A 15,302-nucleotide genomic window follows, 5' to 3' on the forward strand; every position below is an offset into this window, starting at 1 on the left:
CGATGAAAATCATCAGTAAACGTCAGGCAATGGCGATATACCGCCAGCATTCTGAGTCCCGGCTGTTTCGCTTCTGTATCGGGAAATATAAATGGTCCGGCAGTATCTGCCATTACCACGGCAGGGAAGTGCAGGATATCCGGGGTGTGCTGGCCGTGTTTGCTGAACGCCGACAGGACCGCAACGGTCCGTATGTGATCCTGCGAAGCGTCACCCTGAATTAACTCACCGTTGAGGAGTACTTACATGCAGAAAGCAACCCGTGTAATCAACCATAATATCGCGGAACCCTGGTGGGGCCTCAGACGCAACATCACGCCGTGTTTTGGTGCCCGGCTTGTACAGGAGGGTAACCACCTGCATTACCTAGCTGACCGCGCCAGCATTGCTGGGACATTCAGCGACGCAGATTTACGCCATCTGGACCAGGCATTTCCGGTAGTGATGAAGCAGATGGAGCTCATGCTGACCAGCAACGAACTCACGCCCCACATTCAGCGCTGCATCACGTTCCACGCAAAAGGGCTGATATGTGAGGCCGATACGCTCGGCTCCTGTGGCTATCTTTACATCGTAATTTATCCGACATCTGCAACAACCGCATAAACCCCGGACGCTTTTCCTTCGTCAAACCAGCCAACAAAGAGCGCAAACCATGCAAATACAATCCCTGCCCCCTCAAAGGGCGGCATCGTCACGTCTGTCATCAGTCGAAATCTGGCAAAAATTACTGGAGTATCTGCTGGAGCAACACTACGGCCTTACCCTCAACAACACACCGTTTTGCAACGACAGTGTGATCCAGAAGCACATTGATGCGGGTATCTCACTGTGTGACGCGGTGAATTTTATCGTGGAAAAGTACGACCTGGTGCGTACTGACCGTCACGGCTTCAGCGTGAAAGAGCAGTCTCCGTTTATCGGCAGCATTGATATGCTCCGCGCCCGCAAGGCTACCGGGCTGATGCCCCGCAAGGGCTATCAAACCGTTACTGACATTACCAGTGGCAGATTCAGCGGAGGGAAATAATGACGTTAACCCTGATCGTTGACGACAGCACCGTCAGCGATCAGTCCCTCAGGCGCCAGTACAACGACTGGCGCTTTTATCAGATCTCCATCAGCTGATACAGATGTTCGCTCAGACACCGGGTATGGCGGTAACACCTTAGCGGAGATATCTGTCTGCAGTAGAATAGAGTGCGGCAGGACGCCACCAGAACATCAGGGGCCGTATCATCTACCAGGAGAGAGCTTAATTCCGGGGCGTTCAGTAAAATGAAACATTTCTCCGGGAGCATACCATCGGTATTCCCTTTCGGAAAATAACCGCCCAGATACAGTAACACGGCCAGCAGCCGGAACTGTCGGGTGAGTACCGCTTCGGTGTCCCGGTAATGTGCTGCTATCCACAGGCATTCCCGCAGCATAAATCGCCGGGTTCGTCGGGTCAGGTCACCGCCTTTGTCATACCAGCGTTCGACGATATCCCTGACAGAGCGAATGGAGTCATCACCCGTTATCGCCGTTTGCCACGACCGCGCCAGAAGCGTTGAGATATCCATGGATTAACGCCGCACCTGCGAAACGGCTGCGGGAGTATTGCGGACACCAGGCAGATAAATATTGCGGACCAGCTTCAGGAGGAAAAAGACATCGCTCAGGTTGCTCACGCCGGTTACCAGATGGCGAAAGGCTACCCGCGTACGAAAACGCGCCCGGACCGCCTGCCGGTCACTCACCCTGCGCCGGTACAGGCCCAGAAAGTGACGGCTTTCCACCAGCGCATGCCTGACCAGCGCTCGTCTGACAGACCGGTACTGCGTCTGTGTACTGAGTGCCAGAATATCTGCAATCACGTCGCTATAGCTGAACGCGCGGATATCGTAATAATCCGGGCAGTGGGTAATTGACGCCGGGTTATTCACCCACAGGTAATCCTGTCTGTCAGAGAAATAAAACCGGCCATCTGCGGCGGCAAGCTGTATCGTCCAGAGAATATCCTTGTGGCTTTTCCCTTCCTGGAATCGCAGGTCGTGCTCGCGAATATACGCTGAACGGATTATCTGCAGCCACAGATAATGCGGCCATTCCCTTTGACTGACGCAATGGTGTATCCACTGCTGACCCGTCAGTGTCTGACCGTAAGGCTGTCTGCGGTGAACGGGATGCCGAAGATGTCCGGCGCTGTCTGTATGCCGGGCATTGAAAAGGACGATATCAGCCTGTGCTTCGCGTGCTGTGCGCAGCCTTTCCTGCAGAAAATCTGCCGCAACCCGGTCATCTGCATCCAGGAACACCACCCATTCGCCACGGTGAATCGCCAGTGCAGCATTACGGGCAGCATACACTCCCTGATTTTCCTGCCGAATGAGGATCAGTCGTTCATCTGTAATAGCGCTGAGTACCGTCCATGTTTCGTCGGTTGAGCCGTCATCCACAACAATGATTTCAGAACTCAGCGTTGTTTCGCCAAGTAGTGTATGGATCAGACCCCCGATACTGTCAGCTGCATTGAAGACAGGAATAATGACGCTGATATCGATGTTGTTTTTCATTGAACAAAGGAAATGTAAACAGAGGGAAAGTTCAGCGTTGTTACCCCATCAGAGGCAATAACCTGCCGGGTAAGATGCATTATCAGGAAGAACGCTCCGGTGATTTTTGTGCTGGCGCGGACACCACTCGTTTTTCTCTGATTTCCTGGTTAACCACCATCAGACAGTCATCGCAGAATTCTTTATCAAGCCCGAAAATCCGGTCCAGAACGCCTCTTTTCTTGTTACATCTGGCACATCTTTTCATTCCATCACCTGCTGTCGCATTCCGTTGCCGAGCTCGTAGGACAAAAGAACGCCGCCCACCAGAAGACAGGAAATAAATTAATAAAGAATACATTAAATGAATTTTTGAGAATTTAGCACAGGCACTACCGGGCCGGATAATTCATTTTGCAGATCAATTTTTACCAATCGATCGGTTTAATCGATCATCTTTTTTACTCTGCTTTACATGCCATCCGTGTGCCTGAATACCCTATCGGAGCGTTCGGTTTGTCGAGCTGTAAAGGATGCTATGCCTGCTGGATAGTCAAACCATTCCCGATAACTGACATCATGTGGAATAGAAAATATACAAAAATTATTATCGCTTTGAATGGCAGCTATAAGTGGACCTTCAAATCCGAACAGGTTCAATTGATTAACCTTGGCTGTCAGTTGAGCCATCGTTAACATGAAGCCGATCGAAAATTCCCTATTGCATTTTTTACAAATACGCATTGGCAAGAAAGATAGATTCTGGCTCATGACAAGTAGAGTGGTTCATTTGTATAAAGAGACTTCGCCTTCAGGACGCGTTTTGAACCTGCGATGCATCCACAGGTATTGCTCGGGGGCACGGAGAATTTCACGCTCGATGATCTTGTTCATATAAGCCGCTGCGGCGACCTTGTCTTCCCCTGGATAGCCTGCCAAAGGATTGCTGATATACATGTGATAACCTTTTTTATCGCTACGTCTAATCATGCTAAGTGTGATCAAGTGTGCACCAGCGAGTTTTGACAGAGCATACGTTCCGTTCGTCGTGGCTGCTTTTTTTACCGAGAAAAAAGGTGCAAAAACGCTTCCCTTAGCCCCATAATCCTGGTCTGGTGCAAACCAAACGGCTTCACCAGCTTTTAGCGCATGAACAAAACCAGATAAATTACGTCGATTAATCATAGCTTTATTTGAACGCATACGCCCTTTTGTCTGTACCCATTCCATTAATGGATCATTGTGTGGGCGATACGTTGCCATCATAGGATGGCATAACCCCATTACTCTTCCACACAACTCAAGGGACATAAAATGAATCCCGACAACCATTACTCCTTTTGTCGCGCCGGTCAGGTTTTCAAGCCCTTCGACATCAAACCATTTTTTGACTCTCGCATCGCTCCAGAACCAGGCCATTCCTGTTTCCATCAGTCCCAGCCCGAGAGAAACAAAGTTTTTATTGACCATCTGGCTCCGGGCAAACGGTGTCATCTCGGGAAAGCACAGTTCGATATTTCTAATCGCAATTCCTTCCCGGCGTTTCAGAAAGGGTCTGGATATTTTTCCAAGGCCAGAGCCCAGAGTATGTAAAACCGGGTAAGGAAGTTGAACGAGAAGCCACAGCAGACCCAAACCAGACCAGGTAAGCCAGTGGCGAGGATGAAGTAAATTATGAGTAAAAGTCTGTGCCATAAATTTCCTTAATGCTAATGAAGGTTATAACGCAAAAGGAAAACAATGAAGCAATTCGTCTTTAGCGATACATTCTGTTTTAGACAATTTAAAGTCATCTAAATTCAGGAAAAAATATTTTCCAGTGGCTGGTGAATAATTTAAAGAACTAGGAATGAATTGTAAGCCAGCAAAGTTATTCTGTTATAAATCCATGTTTTATCATTGATACTCAAGAAATTGTCTTCTTGATTCATCATCATCAAGGTACTCAAAAGAAAGAAGCCGAATTTTGGTAAGTTTATAAAACCACTCACAATCGTTTCGTTGAATAATTTCGCCTGGTTTGAAACATATCCCGGATGCCACCCGAATAATCGCATATTTACCATTACTAAACCTGACCCGGTGAATACAGAAAGGTTGGCCAGCCTGTCCGTGACAGCTGTTCGACATGATATGCCCTTCAATAAAAACAGATTTTTTAGATTTCATTATCATACCCTCGACAACAGCAGTACAGGAGGAATGTTGTCATTTTCCGACATCACTGACGTTAAGTGGCAGAAGCTGATCAGCCGCCGATACACCAGCATTCTGAAGGTCTGAACAACAGTCCGCAGGCAGGGCACTCAAGAACCGCATCTTTTCTTAGTTTACCTGCTTTCTGATCGGCTCTGTGTGCACATACCGGGCAGGCAACATGAACCGGTCTTTCTTTAAAATACCTGAGCCCATTTGTATAAGACATAAATAATTCTCTGAGGAATAGAGTAATTATTATACGCTTTAATATAAAAATAACTGGCATAAGTTATGTTAAGTTGTGTCTGAATCAGGATATCAGATATTGAAAATTGAACGTCTTATTTATGATACACTACCCTTCCGTGAGAAATTTAAGATGAAATCAGAAGACACCCTTGACTGGTATCCGGCACAATTACCGCCTGTGAAAATTATTCTTGGAGAAGCCGTGCTGGCTGTGGGTAAACAGGGCCGACCGATTAATACCCGCACCTTGCTGGAATACCTTCAGGTCATGCAGGACAAACAAAAAAGGCGGGATGACAAAATCGCCATGCAGACTGCGATTGATGTTCTCAGGGATAATCAGCGCATTAACGGCAGACGTTAATGCACCTCCGGGATCAGTGTCAGTTCTGAATGATCTCAACCGTATGGTTTTGTCCATCATCCTTCAGCGGTATTCTGTCATCAGGGAGGAGAACACCATCCAGCGTCACGCAATATTCTGCATCGCCGCGTGAAACACTAATCTGATAATGGCTTTCACCATATTGATATGCCATAGAAAAAGACGACCACTCATCCGGTAACCTGGCATGAACACTAAAGTCAGTGCCGGAACGTTTTATCCCCAGTAATTCCTCGGTAAGTAAACGCCAGGCCCAGGCTGCTGAACCGGTATACCAGCTCCACCCTGCACGTCCGGTATGGGGAGCGACGCTGTAGACATCAGCACTCATGACATAAGGCTCAGCTTTATAAATCCCGACAGAGTCCGCATTCAGGGTATGATTTATAGGGCTGAGCATTGACCAGAGTTGCCAGGCTCGTTCGGCATTCCCCATTCGGGCAAAGGCCATCACTGCCCAGATGGCGCCATGCGTATACTGCCCTCCGTTTTCCCGCACGCCGGGCAGGTACCCCTGTATGTAGCCCGGATTTGGACCGTGTCCGTCGAAAGGAGGCGTTAACAGTTTGATCAGCCCTCCTTCGTTATCCACAAGGAGCTTATCCAGCGCCTGCATGGCCTTTGCGCACCGTCCCGGGCTCGCGGCGCCGGACAATACAGACCAGCTCTGCGCAATCGCATCAATCCGGCAGTCCTGTGAGGTTTTCGATCCCAGGGGAGTACCATCGTCAAAATACCCGCGCCGGTACCATTCCCCATCCCAGGCGTGGGCTTCGAGATTACTTTGCAGGCGCAGAGCCTGTGAACGGCACATCGCGGCGACGCTTTCATCCAGCCTGCGCTCCGCCAGCGCTGCAAACCGCTGCAAAATGTCGTACAGGAAGAAGCCCAGCCAGACGCTTTCACCTTTGCCTTCGATACCCACCCGGTTCATCCCGTCATTCCAGTCACCAGCCCCCATCAGCGGCAGGCCATGCACCCCGAAGCGAAGTCCATAGTGAATAGCTTTGACGCAGTGTAACCAGAGTGTCTCTTCGGTGCCGCTGATGACCGGCGTGTCATAGACAGACTCTTCACCAGGCTGAAGCGAGCGTCCCTCCAGATAAGGAATGCGTATTTCCAGTGCATCCATATCCCCCGTCGTTTCAACATAGTGGCAAACAGCAAGCGGCAGCCAAAGATAGTCATCGGAACAGCGGGTACGCACACCGTTGCCGTGTGGCGGGTGCCACCAGTGCTGCACATCCCCCTCGATAAACTGCCGTGATGCACAGAGTATTATCTGTTCACGCATCCGGTCCGGAGCAGCGTGGCTCAGAGCCAGCGTATCCTGCAGCTGATCGCGAAAACCAAATGCACCGCCAGACTGATAGTAGCCACTCCGGGCCATAAGACGACAGGCGACCGTCTGATACAACAGCCAGCCATTAACCAGTAAATTTACGGACGTGTCGGGGGTGTTAACTACGATTTTATCGAGAACATTGTGCCAGTGATTATGAATCCGGTTCAGCTCCTGGCGGACCGTATCCTCGTTCATGTAGCGGGCCAGCGTCTCCTGAGCACAAACATCATTCTCCTCTGCGCCGAGGATAAAAATAAACGTCCTCTGGTCCCCGTCAATTAATGTAACCGCCGATTGCACCGCTCCGCAGGGATCCAGACCGGCCCCCGTCTTACCAGAAAGCTTTTGCAGTTTCGTGGCCGAAGGGGCGTGAAGGGAACCATTACGGCCAATAAACTCCCGGCGATCCCCTGTCAGAGAACAGTCATTACCGCTGACGGCAAAAAATGCAGTTCGGCCGCCACCATTATCACCATAAAAGTTATTCGCAAGCACCCCGCAGCCGCCGGGCGTTCTGGCCACATGTGTCACAATGTGAGGGGCTGAGCGCGTTCGTGTTTCTCCGAGCGTCCACTCTACATAGCCTGTGACGGAAAGTTGACGTGTCCGTCCCGAAGAGTTACTGAGCGTCAGGAGCACCAGTTTAACCGGATCTTCTTCAGCAACCAGGACCGTCAACTCGCTGTCTATACCACTCTCACGATGGGCAAAAACGCTGTAGCCAAAACCATGGCGGGTCAGGTAATCACCGTGTCCGCGAACAGGTAAAGCCGTCGGCGACCAGCACTCCCCGCTCTCTTCATCGCGCAGGTAAAATGCCTCGCCGCAGCGATCGCTCACCGGATCGTTTTCCCACGGTGTTAACCGGTATTCATGGGCATTCTCATACCAGGTATAGGCCTGCCCTGCCTCTGAAATCACGCTGCCAAAACGGGGATTTGCCAGTACGTTTGACCAGGGAGCCGGTGTCTGCGCATTTTCCCGCAGAACAATTTGATATTCCCGCCCATCCTGTGAAAATCCACCGAACCCATTGTAATAGCATAACTGACTGATATCGGGGCTCCAGTCCGTATGTTGATTACGCTCGCGCACAGCGCGTGGAATGAATGCCCTTGCCGGCGATTTCAGGGTATGAATACGCTGGTTAAGCTGCTCATTAATACCCCCTGCGCGATCATCAAGATAAAGACAGGCCACGCTCATCAGAAGCAACTTATCTTCTGCAGAGAGATGCTCGCCATTACGGACAAAAAGGCCGCCCGTTTTGTCCAGCAGACTGGCTTCAGACCCCGCATAAATTAACTCCATAATCTGATTTTGTAATCCCTGCTGGTAGCCACCGGGGCTGTTATTCAGGATAACCAAATCAACATCCAGTCCTTTCTGTCGCCAGTAACGGTGTGCCTGAATCAGTTTGGTCACTGAGCCGATACTTTCTTCGCCGGTTATACTGAGCAGTACTATCGGCAGATCGCCTGAAATTGCCCAGCCCCACAGACCGGACTGACCACGCCGGTTGCGGCTGATCACCTGGCCTTCGGCGCGTAGCTCCTGGACAGGGTAAAGCACAGCGCCAGCGAGACGATTAAACAAAGTTGCATCATCTTCACTGGCATTCATCTGGCGTAATACCACCAGACTGTGAGACCAGGCCAGTTCAAAGACGCGATCGGCAATAGGGTAATCGCGATATTTTTCCAGCAGGGCCAGGCTCTGCTGGCGGTTCTCGCTGATACCATAAATGATATCAATCGTAACCGGATGCCCCGGCTGTAGAGTGATGGAGTGACGTATTGCCAGTATCGGATCCAGCACTGACCCCGACGTGTTACTGAGCGTCCCTTCCGTCTCTGTTGCCAGGGTATCAGCAGGGTTTCTGCCACGACCAAGAAATTTTGCCCTGTCCGTTTCAAACGAGACGTGATGTCGGTTATCGCCATGCACCACCATCATGTGAAACAGGCAGGGGCTTGCTTCATCCGGAGAGCGCGGGCGTCGGTGGCAAAGAATGGCGCCACGCTCAGGATCCAGCTCAGTCTGAATAAACAGATTGCTGAATGCCGGGTGTGCCAGATCGCTGGCATCAGGTGCCAGTACGACTTCAGCATAAGTTGTCAGTTCCAGAGAGCGGGGCTGGCGACCACGATGGATCAGTGTGAGCCGTCGCAACTCAACATCATCCTCCGGGGAGATCACCACCTGAGTTTTGACGCTAAGTCCTCCAAAGGTGCGTCGGAATTCAGCCCCCGCATCGGTGAACAACACTTCCTCGTCTTGTCCGCTGGAGTTGCCTGTCGGTTGCCAGGTATTGCTCCATACATCCCCCGTCTGCGTATCACGGATGTAGCAGAATGCTCCCCAGTTATCACGGGTGGTATCACTGCGCCAGCGTGTTAGTGCAATATCGTTCCAGCGACTGTAACCACCGCCGCCCGCGGTCAACATCAGATGATAATGGCCGTTGGACAGGAGTTGAATATCCGGGGCGGGAGTATCCACGCTATAGAAAATACGGGGTTCATAGCGAACGGGTTTGACCCTGCCTTCATGAGATTCAAAATGACGGCGCGGACTGTACAGATCGACCGCATCCGGCACGCGCTCCTGTAACAGCAGGCTAGCTGACCGGAACACCGTACTGGACATGAATCGTTCAGTCATGGGGGCGTCAAGCAGCACATGAGCCAGTGCCTGAAATGCCATGCCCTGGTGATGCGCCATCCAGGACTGTACCACCGCATAGAGCTGGCCGGTTGCGAGTCGTGAGGGGGTATAGTCCAGCGCTTCATAAAAACCGTATTCTCCGCGTGCACCATTTTTTTGCAGCCTGAACAGGTTCTCACAGGCTCTCTGTGGAGAAACCATCAGCGCCAGCATTGTGGCGTAAGGTGCGACAACCATGTCATCAGCAAGCCCCCTGCGCAGACCAAGACCCGGTACGCCAAATGCCTGATACTGATAATTATGCTGGACATCAAAAGCATGATAGCCAGACTCTGAAACACCCCATGGTACCCCGCGTTCTTTCCCCCAGTGAATCTGGCGCATAACCGCCGACTGACTCATTTCATCGAGCAGGCTGCCGGGCCAGGTGGGCATCACCAGATTCGGCATCAGATATTCAAACATGGATCCGCTCCATGACATCAGGGCAGTTTCATTATCAATCGTGGTAAACAATCGACCCAGCGCGTACCAGCTTTTAAGAGGCAGCTGATTAGTCGCAATGGCAAGAAAACTGGTCAGGCGGATTTCAGACGGCAGGAGATCGTAGTGGCTCTTGTCAGGTGTATTCGTGTCACAGTTATAACCGACGCTGAGCAGACTGGTTGCTTCACTGTACAGAAAGGCGAAATCCATCCGGGCATGCTCATCCAGCCGCTGTTCCAGCTCGGTGATAATATTGAGTCGCATTCGGGCCTGCTCCGCCACTGACGCCGGAGGCGTTCCTGTACCGGTTAATGTCGGACGGGCAAGCTCGCTCAGCGTCGGCAGCGTCTGTTCATTCCAGGATGCAGGTAACCAGCCAAGCAACAGAGACCACTCATGGCACAGCTGAACCAGTTGATGCTCCAGATGTCCAGCCCAGCGCATCTGAAGAGTAGATCCCTGATGACATGCACTGGTCAGATGGTTACATTGGATGCTCATGTTTTTCAGTTCACTGAAAAATGCCTGTGGAGAGAGTGACACCGCGCTCAGGCAGTGTTTGCGCAGCAGTCTCAGGCTGTCAGGTGGGTTCTGCCCCCACTGTTTTTCCAGAATATCCAGCGTATCGTTCAGTCCTGCCAGTATCTGTTGGCTGTTTAAAACAGGCTGATGACGCATGGCGGACAGCCCTGCACGCAGCGTCAACAAATGCCCGGCCATATTGCCGCTGTCGACGCTGGAGATATAGCGTGGACTGAGGGGGACCAGCGTACGGGTGTCATACCAGTTGTAGAGATGGCCCCGGTAGTGCTCCATTTTATCCATCGTGTCGAGCGTGAGCGATACGCGCCGGAGCACCTCTCCGCCGGGCAGGTAGCCAAAGTCCCATGCCGTCAGGTTAGCCATAAGTGAAAGACCAATATTGGTAGGAGAAGTTCGGTGTGCCACCGTCGGTTGTGGTATTTCCTGATAATTATCAGGCGGAAGCCAGTTCTCTTTTTCTGTGGCAAAGGTTTCAAAAAATGCCCAGATTTCACGGCTTGTCTGGCGTAACAGCTGTTTTTGTTCCTGAGTTGGCGAAAAAACCTTACGCACGGGCTGGCGACTCAGCCAGCTCATCAGCAGCGGGGCCACACACCATACCAAACCGATCGGTAACACAATCCCCAGCAGCTGTGGGGCAAATTGTCCGGTCAGTATTGTCAGCGCCACGCCACCGGCAACATTCAGCCACATTGCCTGATAAAAACGTGCAACAGTGGATCTGGCCTGACTGCTGTCCTGGCTGTGGCTGACCCACTGGCTGAGGTGACGCCTGCTTATCCCCAGTCGCCATAGCGTCACGGCGATCGCTTTCAGCGAATATCCGGCTTCGTGCGGCAGTATCGCAAAATTAAGGCTGATACCTGACAGACGCTTTAACGCGCCCGCCCCCACCAGTAACAGATGCTGCTTCACGCGGCGACGCAGAGGTTTATGCAGAAGGTCGTGGCTGATGCAGAGGATGGCTGGCAACAGCCATATCAGCAACAGTATGCCCAGCCAGTAAACCGGATTGGGTACCCAAAGCAGAGTGAAGAACAGCAATACCAGTAAGGAGGGGGCGACCAGACTGCGACGTAGATTATCGAGTAATTTCCAGTAAGAAAGCGCGGTCAGCGGATTCCTGACCCGGGTTCCATCGGCTTTTCTGACGCGTGGTTTTAGCCAGTTAAGCAGTTGCCAGTCACCCCGGATCCAGCGTGAACGTCGTGCAACATCCGACAGATAATTATTAGGGTACTGTTCGTACAGTAACACCTCGCTCAGCAGACCCGAACGTGCATAGCATCCTTCAAGCAGATCGTGGCTGAGTACCAGGTTTTCCGGGCAGATGTTGGTAGTGGCCTGCATAAAAATATCAACATCGTAAATCCCTTTGCCCACAAACGAGCCCTCCCCAAAGAGATCCTGATAGATATCCGAAGACATCATCGAATAAGGGTTATTGCCCGGTACGCTGCTGCGCAGGCCTGCGTAACGCCCCTGACCGTTGCGTGGTATCTCTTCCGCAAGACCGGGCTGTAAAATACCGAATCCTTTGACAACCCTCTGGCGTACCGGATCATACTCAGGCGTATTCAGCGGATGCGCCATCGTCGCGACGAGTTTGTGTGCCGTATCGCGCGGGAGCACCGTATCGCTGTCCAGGGTAATGACGTATTTTATGTGACCCGGTAAAAGGTGGGCAGGCATGTCTGCAACGCTGACAAATTGCGTTCCGGGATGACGCAACCAGCTGTTCAGTAACGCCAGTTTTCCCCGCTTGCGTTCATAGCCCATCCACGCTCCTTCCGAGGGGTTCCATTCAGGCTGACGATGTAACAGATAAAAACGTGGTCGACCGGAGGGGTAGCGCCGATTCAGCCCCTGCGTATCAGCGATAGCCTGTCTGAGCAGCGCGTGACTTTCTGGCGAGGGTTCATTTTCAGAATCTGCAAAATCAGTGAGCAGTGCGAACCTGAGATTTTCGTTTTCATTCCCAAGCCAGCAGACTTCAAGACTGGAGAGGAGCTGGCTGAAACTTTCATGGCTGGTCAGCATGCAGGGGATGACGATCATAGTGGCACTGTCAGCGGGAATGCCGGTTGAAAAATCCATCCCCGGCAAGGGGCGAGGAACGCGAAAACGGGTGGTTGCGTCACTGAGTAAATCACTCATTAACTGAGTTAAAGCGATAACCAGAGGCAATATCACCGCGATTAACAGCCAACCTGCGCCCTGCATGGCAGTTTCGTGCAATATTGCCGCGGTCGCAGCGGTTGTCAACAACACCAGGCTGCCAAGCCATGACAGCAGGGTTATTCTGTTGAAACTGTGCCGCAAGCGTATGAGTCCTGAGGTATCTGCCAGGAGATGTATATCCAGCGCCTGTCGACCTTCGCCCGCGAGGTAATAACCAACATGATATTCCGGTGTATTGGGTGCTTTTTCCTCTGAAAGCGCCAGCACCCTGTCAGCAACCTCATGCTCGCTGAGACCACTGTCTCTGGCCAGAACCTCAACTACGTGGCGGTAATGATCCCGGGTATTGAAGTGCATCCGGGGATAGATCCCGGCAGGATCATTGCGTAATGCCTGTTCGACGACGCTTATCGTTTCGGCGAAATCAGCCCAGTCCGTTTCACTCACTAATCGGAGACCCGCGATGCTGTTACTGACAGACAACTGGCTGGCGGCTAGCTGTTGATTGAAACTATGTATGAGAACGTCGGTGGTGATCCCCTGTTCCCGAAGGCACTGATCAATCCAGGTCAGAGGTAACGACAGCGCGTTGCCATGCCCCTGCAGGCGCCGCATCAGCTCTGCAACAAACGCGTTGGTTAACGGGGGGCGGGAGCGCGCCATATCAGCAACCACCATGATTAAATCGCCAGGTGCACTCTTTGCACATTCGACAATCCTTGTTATCCACGTATCGGCAAGGTTTCTGTCCTGCTGCGCTTTTATCACTTCCATACTGATACGACGAAGATTTTCAATCAGCGCCAGGCGCAGCATTCCCGGTAACGCCCAGACTTCACCCAGCGTCAGCGGTGTCACCTGTTGATAGGCAGTGAGATAGCTGGTCAGGCTGGCGGCATCCCAGCGGCCATCGCCGTGAGCAATGGCCTCTGATGCAATATGATAAATTCGTGGGCAATTCAGTGGCGATACCAGCGACGGGAGGCCTTTTCCAAAGCTTTTCGGCAAGTGCTGGCGGACTGTGCGGATTTGTTCCTCAATAAGATAATAATTGTCCAGCAACCATTCACCGGCGGGCATGATACTGGTCTTTTTACCCGCGTTAAGCTCATAGCAGTTTTGGGTGATGACGTCCTCATTGTCGCCAAGCCTTTTCAGAAGATAATAAGGATGTTTATCCGACGATACTTTATGAGTCCGCGCCAGCTTCTGACCGTAGCGTTCCATCTGGACGGTCGAAAAGAGTTCAGACCGCGGAGTGCTTTCGCTTGCAGGATCGTTCGCCGAAAACGTCACGTTTTCGGCAGCATTCATCGGGATACGGGAGCGGTTAAACCACGCTCTGGGGTTCATTTTCATAGCATTGCTCCGATGCAACATTAGCGCGCAGGAGCAGTTGCGAAATCAGTTCAGAAACGTTCTCTCAGGATGGGCGTCAGGCATCAGGGATTTAACAGCTGCCGGAATTTAACTTAAGTATAGAGCATGGGCTCTGAATGCTGTTTTGGTTGGGACTAGGGTCGGGAGATAAACAGAGCCTTGCAGCCGGGGCAAAGCATTGCCTGATTGCGCCGGATTTTTGACAAGGGTTGAGCTGATTTTAAGCCACAAACAGGGCAGGTGGCGGTAGACACACCGCTGAAAAGTTTCATTGCGTAATTGATAACAGACATAACCATTAACCTTTCAATGAATGAGCTTCACCGTATCACATATGGTTAAGTTTTAATCTATTTATTTTGAAGCACTGAAATTCAGAAAAGGTAGATGTTGGCAGCCATTGGCCCCCTGAGACCGTTTATCCGACAAAATTCAATGCGACTTCCTGGGATGAATCATTCTGATTTGCGGGAGTTAACGGCTGAAATGTGAAGCAGATCGTCTTTTCGGCTATCAGAAGGGATGATGAGACATTTAACACTAAGAATGTCATAACTTTTGACAATTCCTGCCATTTTATAAGAGAAGTCAATTTCTTATTGAAAACACGTAAAGACTATACGTTGAAAGTGGTATTCAGCCACTTTTATTTTCCCTGCAGGACCTCTGGACGGCTAAAAGATAATTTGCTTATATCGATTCCCTGTGCCTTAATGAATTCCATCAGTTCGATATACAAACGAACGTTAAGCATTTTCCGGGCAGTCCTCATTAGCAGGCGCTATCGCTGATATCACCTCTTTTTGAGCCCGTACCTTTAATACTATACGTTTACTATTCAATACTATTATGTATAACGGGGGTTAGTATGACCTTAAGAATTAAAGGTCTGGTAAAATGGTTCAGCGAAGGCAAAGGGTTTGGTTTCCTCTCTCCTCTTGATGGCAGAAAAGATATCTTTGTTCATTTTTCTGCCCTCAACGGCGATGGTTTTAACACCTTATTTGAAGGTCAGAAAGTTGAGTTCGCGATACATAATGGTGAAAAAGGCCCTGCTGCTACAAACGTAATACTCTGCGATAAATAAATTATTGTGGTTCTGCGATAACGATGAAGGATTATTCCTGAGTAGACAGCCCCATAACTAAAATCAGTGAAAATCGTTTATTCTTAATATCTGATCAGCATATTTTTCACAATTATGAGTGCGCTGACCGATGTAATGAAATGCAGGACTACTGCATAAAAATTTTAAAAGAACATACTAACTGCTTGTTAAATAAGAAGTGCGTAATGAGCGAGGCTATCTCCGAAAGCACCACGTAATGGC

Annotated in this window: 11 protein-coding genes and 1 pseudogene; 5 read left to right on the top strand and 7 right to left on the bottom strand. The window is 50.8% G+C overall.

Annotation, left to right across the window (positions count from 1 at the left end):
- Window positions 1-2: 2 nt before the first annotated feature.
- The 3 genes from ABLV75_RS07430 to ABLV75_RS07440 are packed head-to-tail and all read left to right on the top strand — an operon-like array spanning window position 3 to window position 1,030.
- Window positions 3-224, top strand: coding sequence for a DUF987 domain-containing protein (locus tag ABLV75_RS07430; RefSeq protein ID WP_049094918.1), 222 nt, complete (start codon window positions 3-5; stop codon window positions 222-224).
- A gap of 22 nt (window positions 225-246) precedes the next feature.
- Entirely contained in the window at window positions 247-606 is a 360-nt protein-coding gene (locus ABLV75_RS07435) for a type IV toxin-antitoxin system YeeU family antitoxin (protein ID WP_049094917.1), read from the top strand.
- A gap of 49 nt (window positions 607-655) precedes the next feature.
- A complete protein-coding gene (locus ABLV75_RS07440) occupies window positions 656-1,030 on the top strand; it encodes a TA system toxin CbtA family protein (protein WP_049094916.1) in 375 nt (124 codons plus the stop codon).
- A 79-nt stretch (window positions 1,031-1,109) separates the two neighbouring features.
- Here the strand turns inward: ABLV75_RS07440 and ABLV75_RS07445 are convergent, their stop codons facing one another.
- The 4 genes from ABLV75_RS07445 to ABLV75_RS07460 form a co-directional block, all read right to left on the bottom strand.
- The gene (locus tag ABLV75_RS07445; protein WP_224240016.1) at window positions 1,110-1,565 is read right to left on the bottom strand and encodes a hypothetical protein; all 456 of its coding nucleotides are present in this window, start codon (window positions 1,563-1,565) and stop codon (window positions 1,110-1,112) included.
- Window positions 1,566-1,568: 3 nt separating this feature from the next.
- The gene (locus tag ABLV75_RS07450) at window positions 1,569-2,558 is read right to left on the bottom strand and encodes a glycosyltransferase (protein WP_049094915.1); all 990 of its coding nucleotides are present in this window, start codon (window positions 2,556-2,558) and stop codon (window positions 1,569-1,571) included.
- A 765-nt stretch (window positions 2,559-3,323) separates the two neighbouring features.
- On the bottom strand, window positions 3,324-4,232 hold the full coding sequence (gene lpxP / locus ABLV75_RS07455; RefSeq protein WP_049094914.1) for a kdo(2)-lipid IV(A) palmitoleoyltransferase: 909 nt from the start codon (window positions 4,230-4,232) through the stop codon (window positions 3,324-3,326).
- Window positions 4,233-4,433: 201 nt separating this feature from the next.
- Window positions 4,434-4,706 carry a hypothetical protein gene (locus ABLV75_RS07460; RefSeq protein ID WP_170833537.1) on the bottom strand — a complete coding sequence of 91 codons (273 nt, stop codon included), beginning with the start codon at window positions 4,704-4,706 and terminating at the stop codon, window positions 4,434-4,436.
- A gap of 409 nt (window positions 4,707-5,115) precedes the next feature.
- Between ABLV75_RS07460 and ABLV75_RS07465 the strand changes: the two genes are divergently transcribed.
- The gene (locus ABLV75_RS07465; protein ID WP_004132711.1) at window positions 5,116-5,349 is read left to right on the top strand and encodes a hypothetical protein; all 234 of its coding nucleotides are present in this window, start codon (window positions 5,116-5,118) and stop codon (window positions 5,347-5,349) included.
- Between the two features lie 19 nt (window positions 5,350-5,368).
- Here ABLV75_RS07465 and ABLV75_RS07470 read toward each other — a convergent pair whose 3' ends face one another.
- From ABLV75_RS07470 to ABLV75_RS07480, 3 genes and pseudogenes are all read right to left on the bottom strand, one after another.
- On the bottom strand, window positions 5,369-13,951 hold the full coding sequence (locus tag ABLV75_RS07470; RefSeq protein ID WP_348854912.1) for a glucoamylase family protein: 8,583 nt from the start codon (window positions 13,949-13,951) through the stop codon (window positions 5,369-5,371).
- A 155-nt stretch (window positions 13,952-14,106) separates the two neighbouring features.
- Entirely contained in the window at window positions 14,107-14,271 is a 165-nt protein-coding gene (locus ABLV75_RS07475) for a YnfU family zinc-binding protein (RefSeq protein ID WP_310903382.1), read from the bottom strand.
- Between the two features lie 75 nt (window positions 14,272-14,346).
- Window positions 14,347-14,547: pseudogene (locus ABLV75_RS07480) on the bottom strand (cold shock domain-containing protein).
- A 293-nt stretch (window positions 14,548-14,840) separates the two neighbouring features.
- Between ABLV75_RS07480 and ABLV75_RS07485 the strand changes: the two are divergent.
- The gene (locus ABLV75_RS07485; protein WP_004132707.1) at window positions 14,841-15,059 is read left to right on the top strand and encodes a cold shock domain-containing protein; all 219 of its coding nucleotides are present in this window, start codon (window positions 14,841-14,843) and stop codon (window positions 15,057-15,059) included.
- The last annotated feature ends 243 nt before the right edge of the window (window positions 15,060-15,302 follow it).

The sequence above is a fragment of the Klebsiella sp. CN_Kp066 genome (genome assembly GCF_040065135.1).
GTDB lineage: Bacteria > Pseudomonadota > Gammaproteobacteria > Enterobacterales > Enterobacteriaceae > Klebsiella > Klebsiella oxytoca.

What these genes read in the sequence shown, in the direction of transcription:
- ABLV75_RS07475 (WP_310903382.1), bottom strand. Translation starts at nt 14,271, where the DNA reads ATGGTTATGTCTGTTATCAATTACGCAATGAAACTTTTCAGCGGTGTG.
- ABLV75_RS07465 (WP_004132711.1), top strand. Translation starts at nt 5,116, where the DNA reads ATGAAATCAGAAGACACCCTTGACTGGTATCCGGCACAATTACCGCCT.
- ABLV75_RS07440 (WP_049094916.1), top strand. Translation starts at nt 656, where the DNA reads ATGCAAATACAATCCCTGCCCCCTCAAAGGGCGGCATCGTCACGTCTG.
- lpxP (WP_049094914.1), bottom strand. Translation starts at nt 4,232, where the DNA reads ATGGCACAGACTTTTACTCATAATTTACTTCATCCTCGCCACTGGCTT.
- ABLV75_RS07435 (WP_049094917.1), top strand. Translation starts at nt 247, where the DNA reads ATGCAGAAAGCAACCCGTGTAATCAACCATAATATCGCGGAACCCTGG.
- ABLV75_RS07430 (WP_049094918.1), top strand. Translation starts at nt 3, where the DNA reads ATGAAAATCATCAGTAAACGTCAGGCAATGGCGATATACCGCCAGCAT.
- ABLV75_RS07485 (WP_004132707.1), top strand. Translation starts at nt 14,841, where the DNA reads ATGACCTTAAGAATTAAAGGTCTGGTAAAATGGTTCAGCGAAGGCAAA.
- ABLV75_RS07450 (WP_049094915.1), bottom strand. Translation starts at nt 2,558, where the DNA reads ATGAAAAACAACATCGATATCAGCGTCATTATTCCTGTCTTCAATGCA.
- ABLV75_RS07445 (WP_224240016.1), bottom strand. Translation starts at nt 1,565, where the DNA reads ATGGATATCTCAACGCTTCTGGCGCGGTCGTGGCAAACGGCGATAACG.
- ABLV75_RS07470 (WP_348854912.1), bottom strand. Translation starts at nt 13,951, where the DNA reads ATGAAAATGAACCCCAGAGCGTGGTTTAACCGCTCCCGTATCCCGATG.
- ABLV75_RS07460 (WP_170833537.1), bottom strand. Translation starts at nt 4,706, where the DNA reads ATGAAATCTAAAAAATCTGTTTTTATTGAAGGGCATATCATGTCGAAC.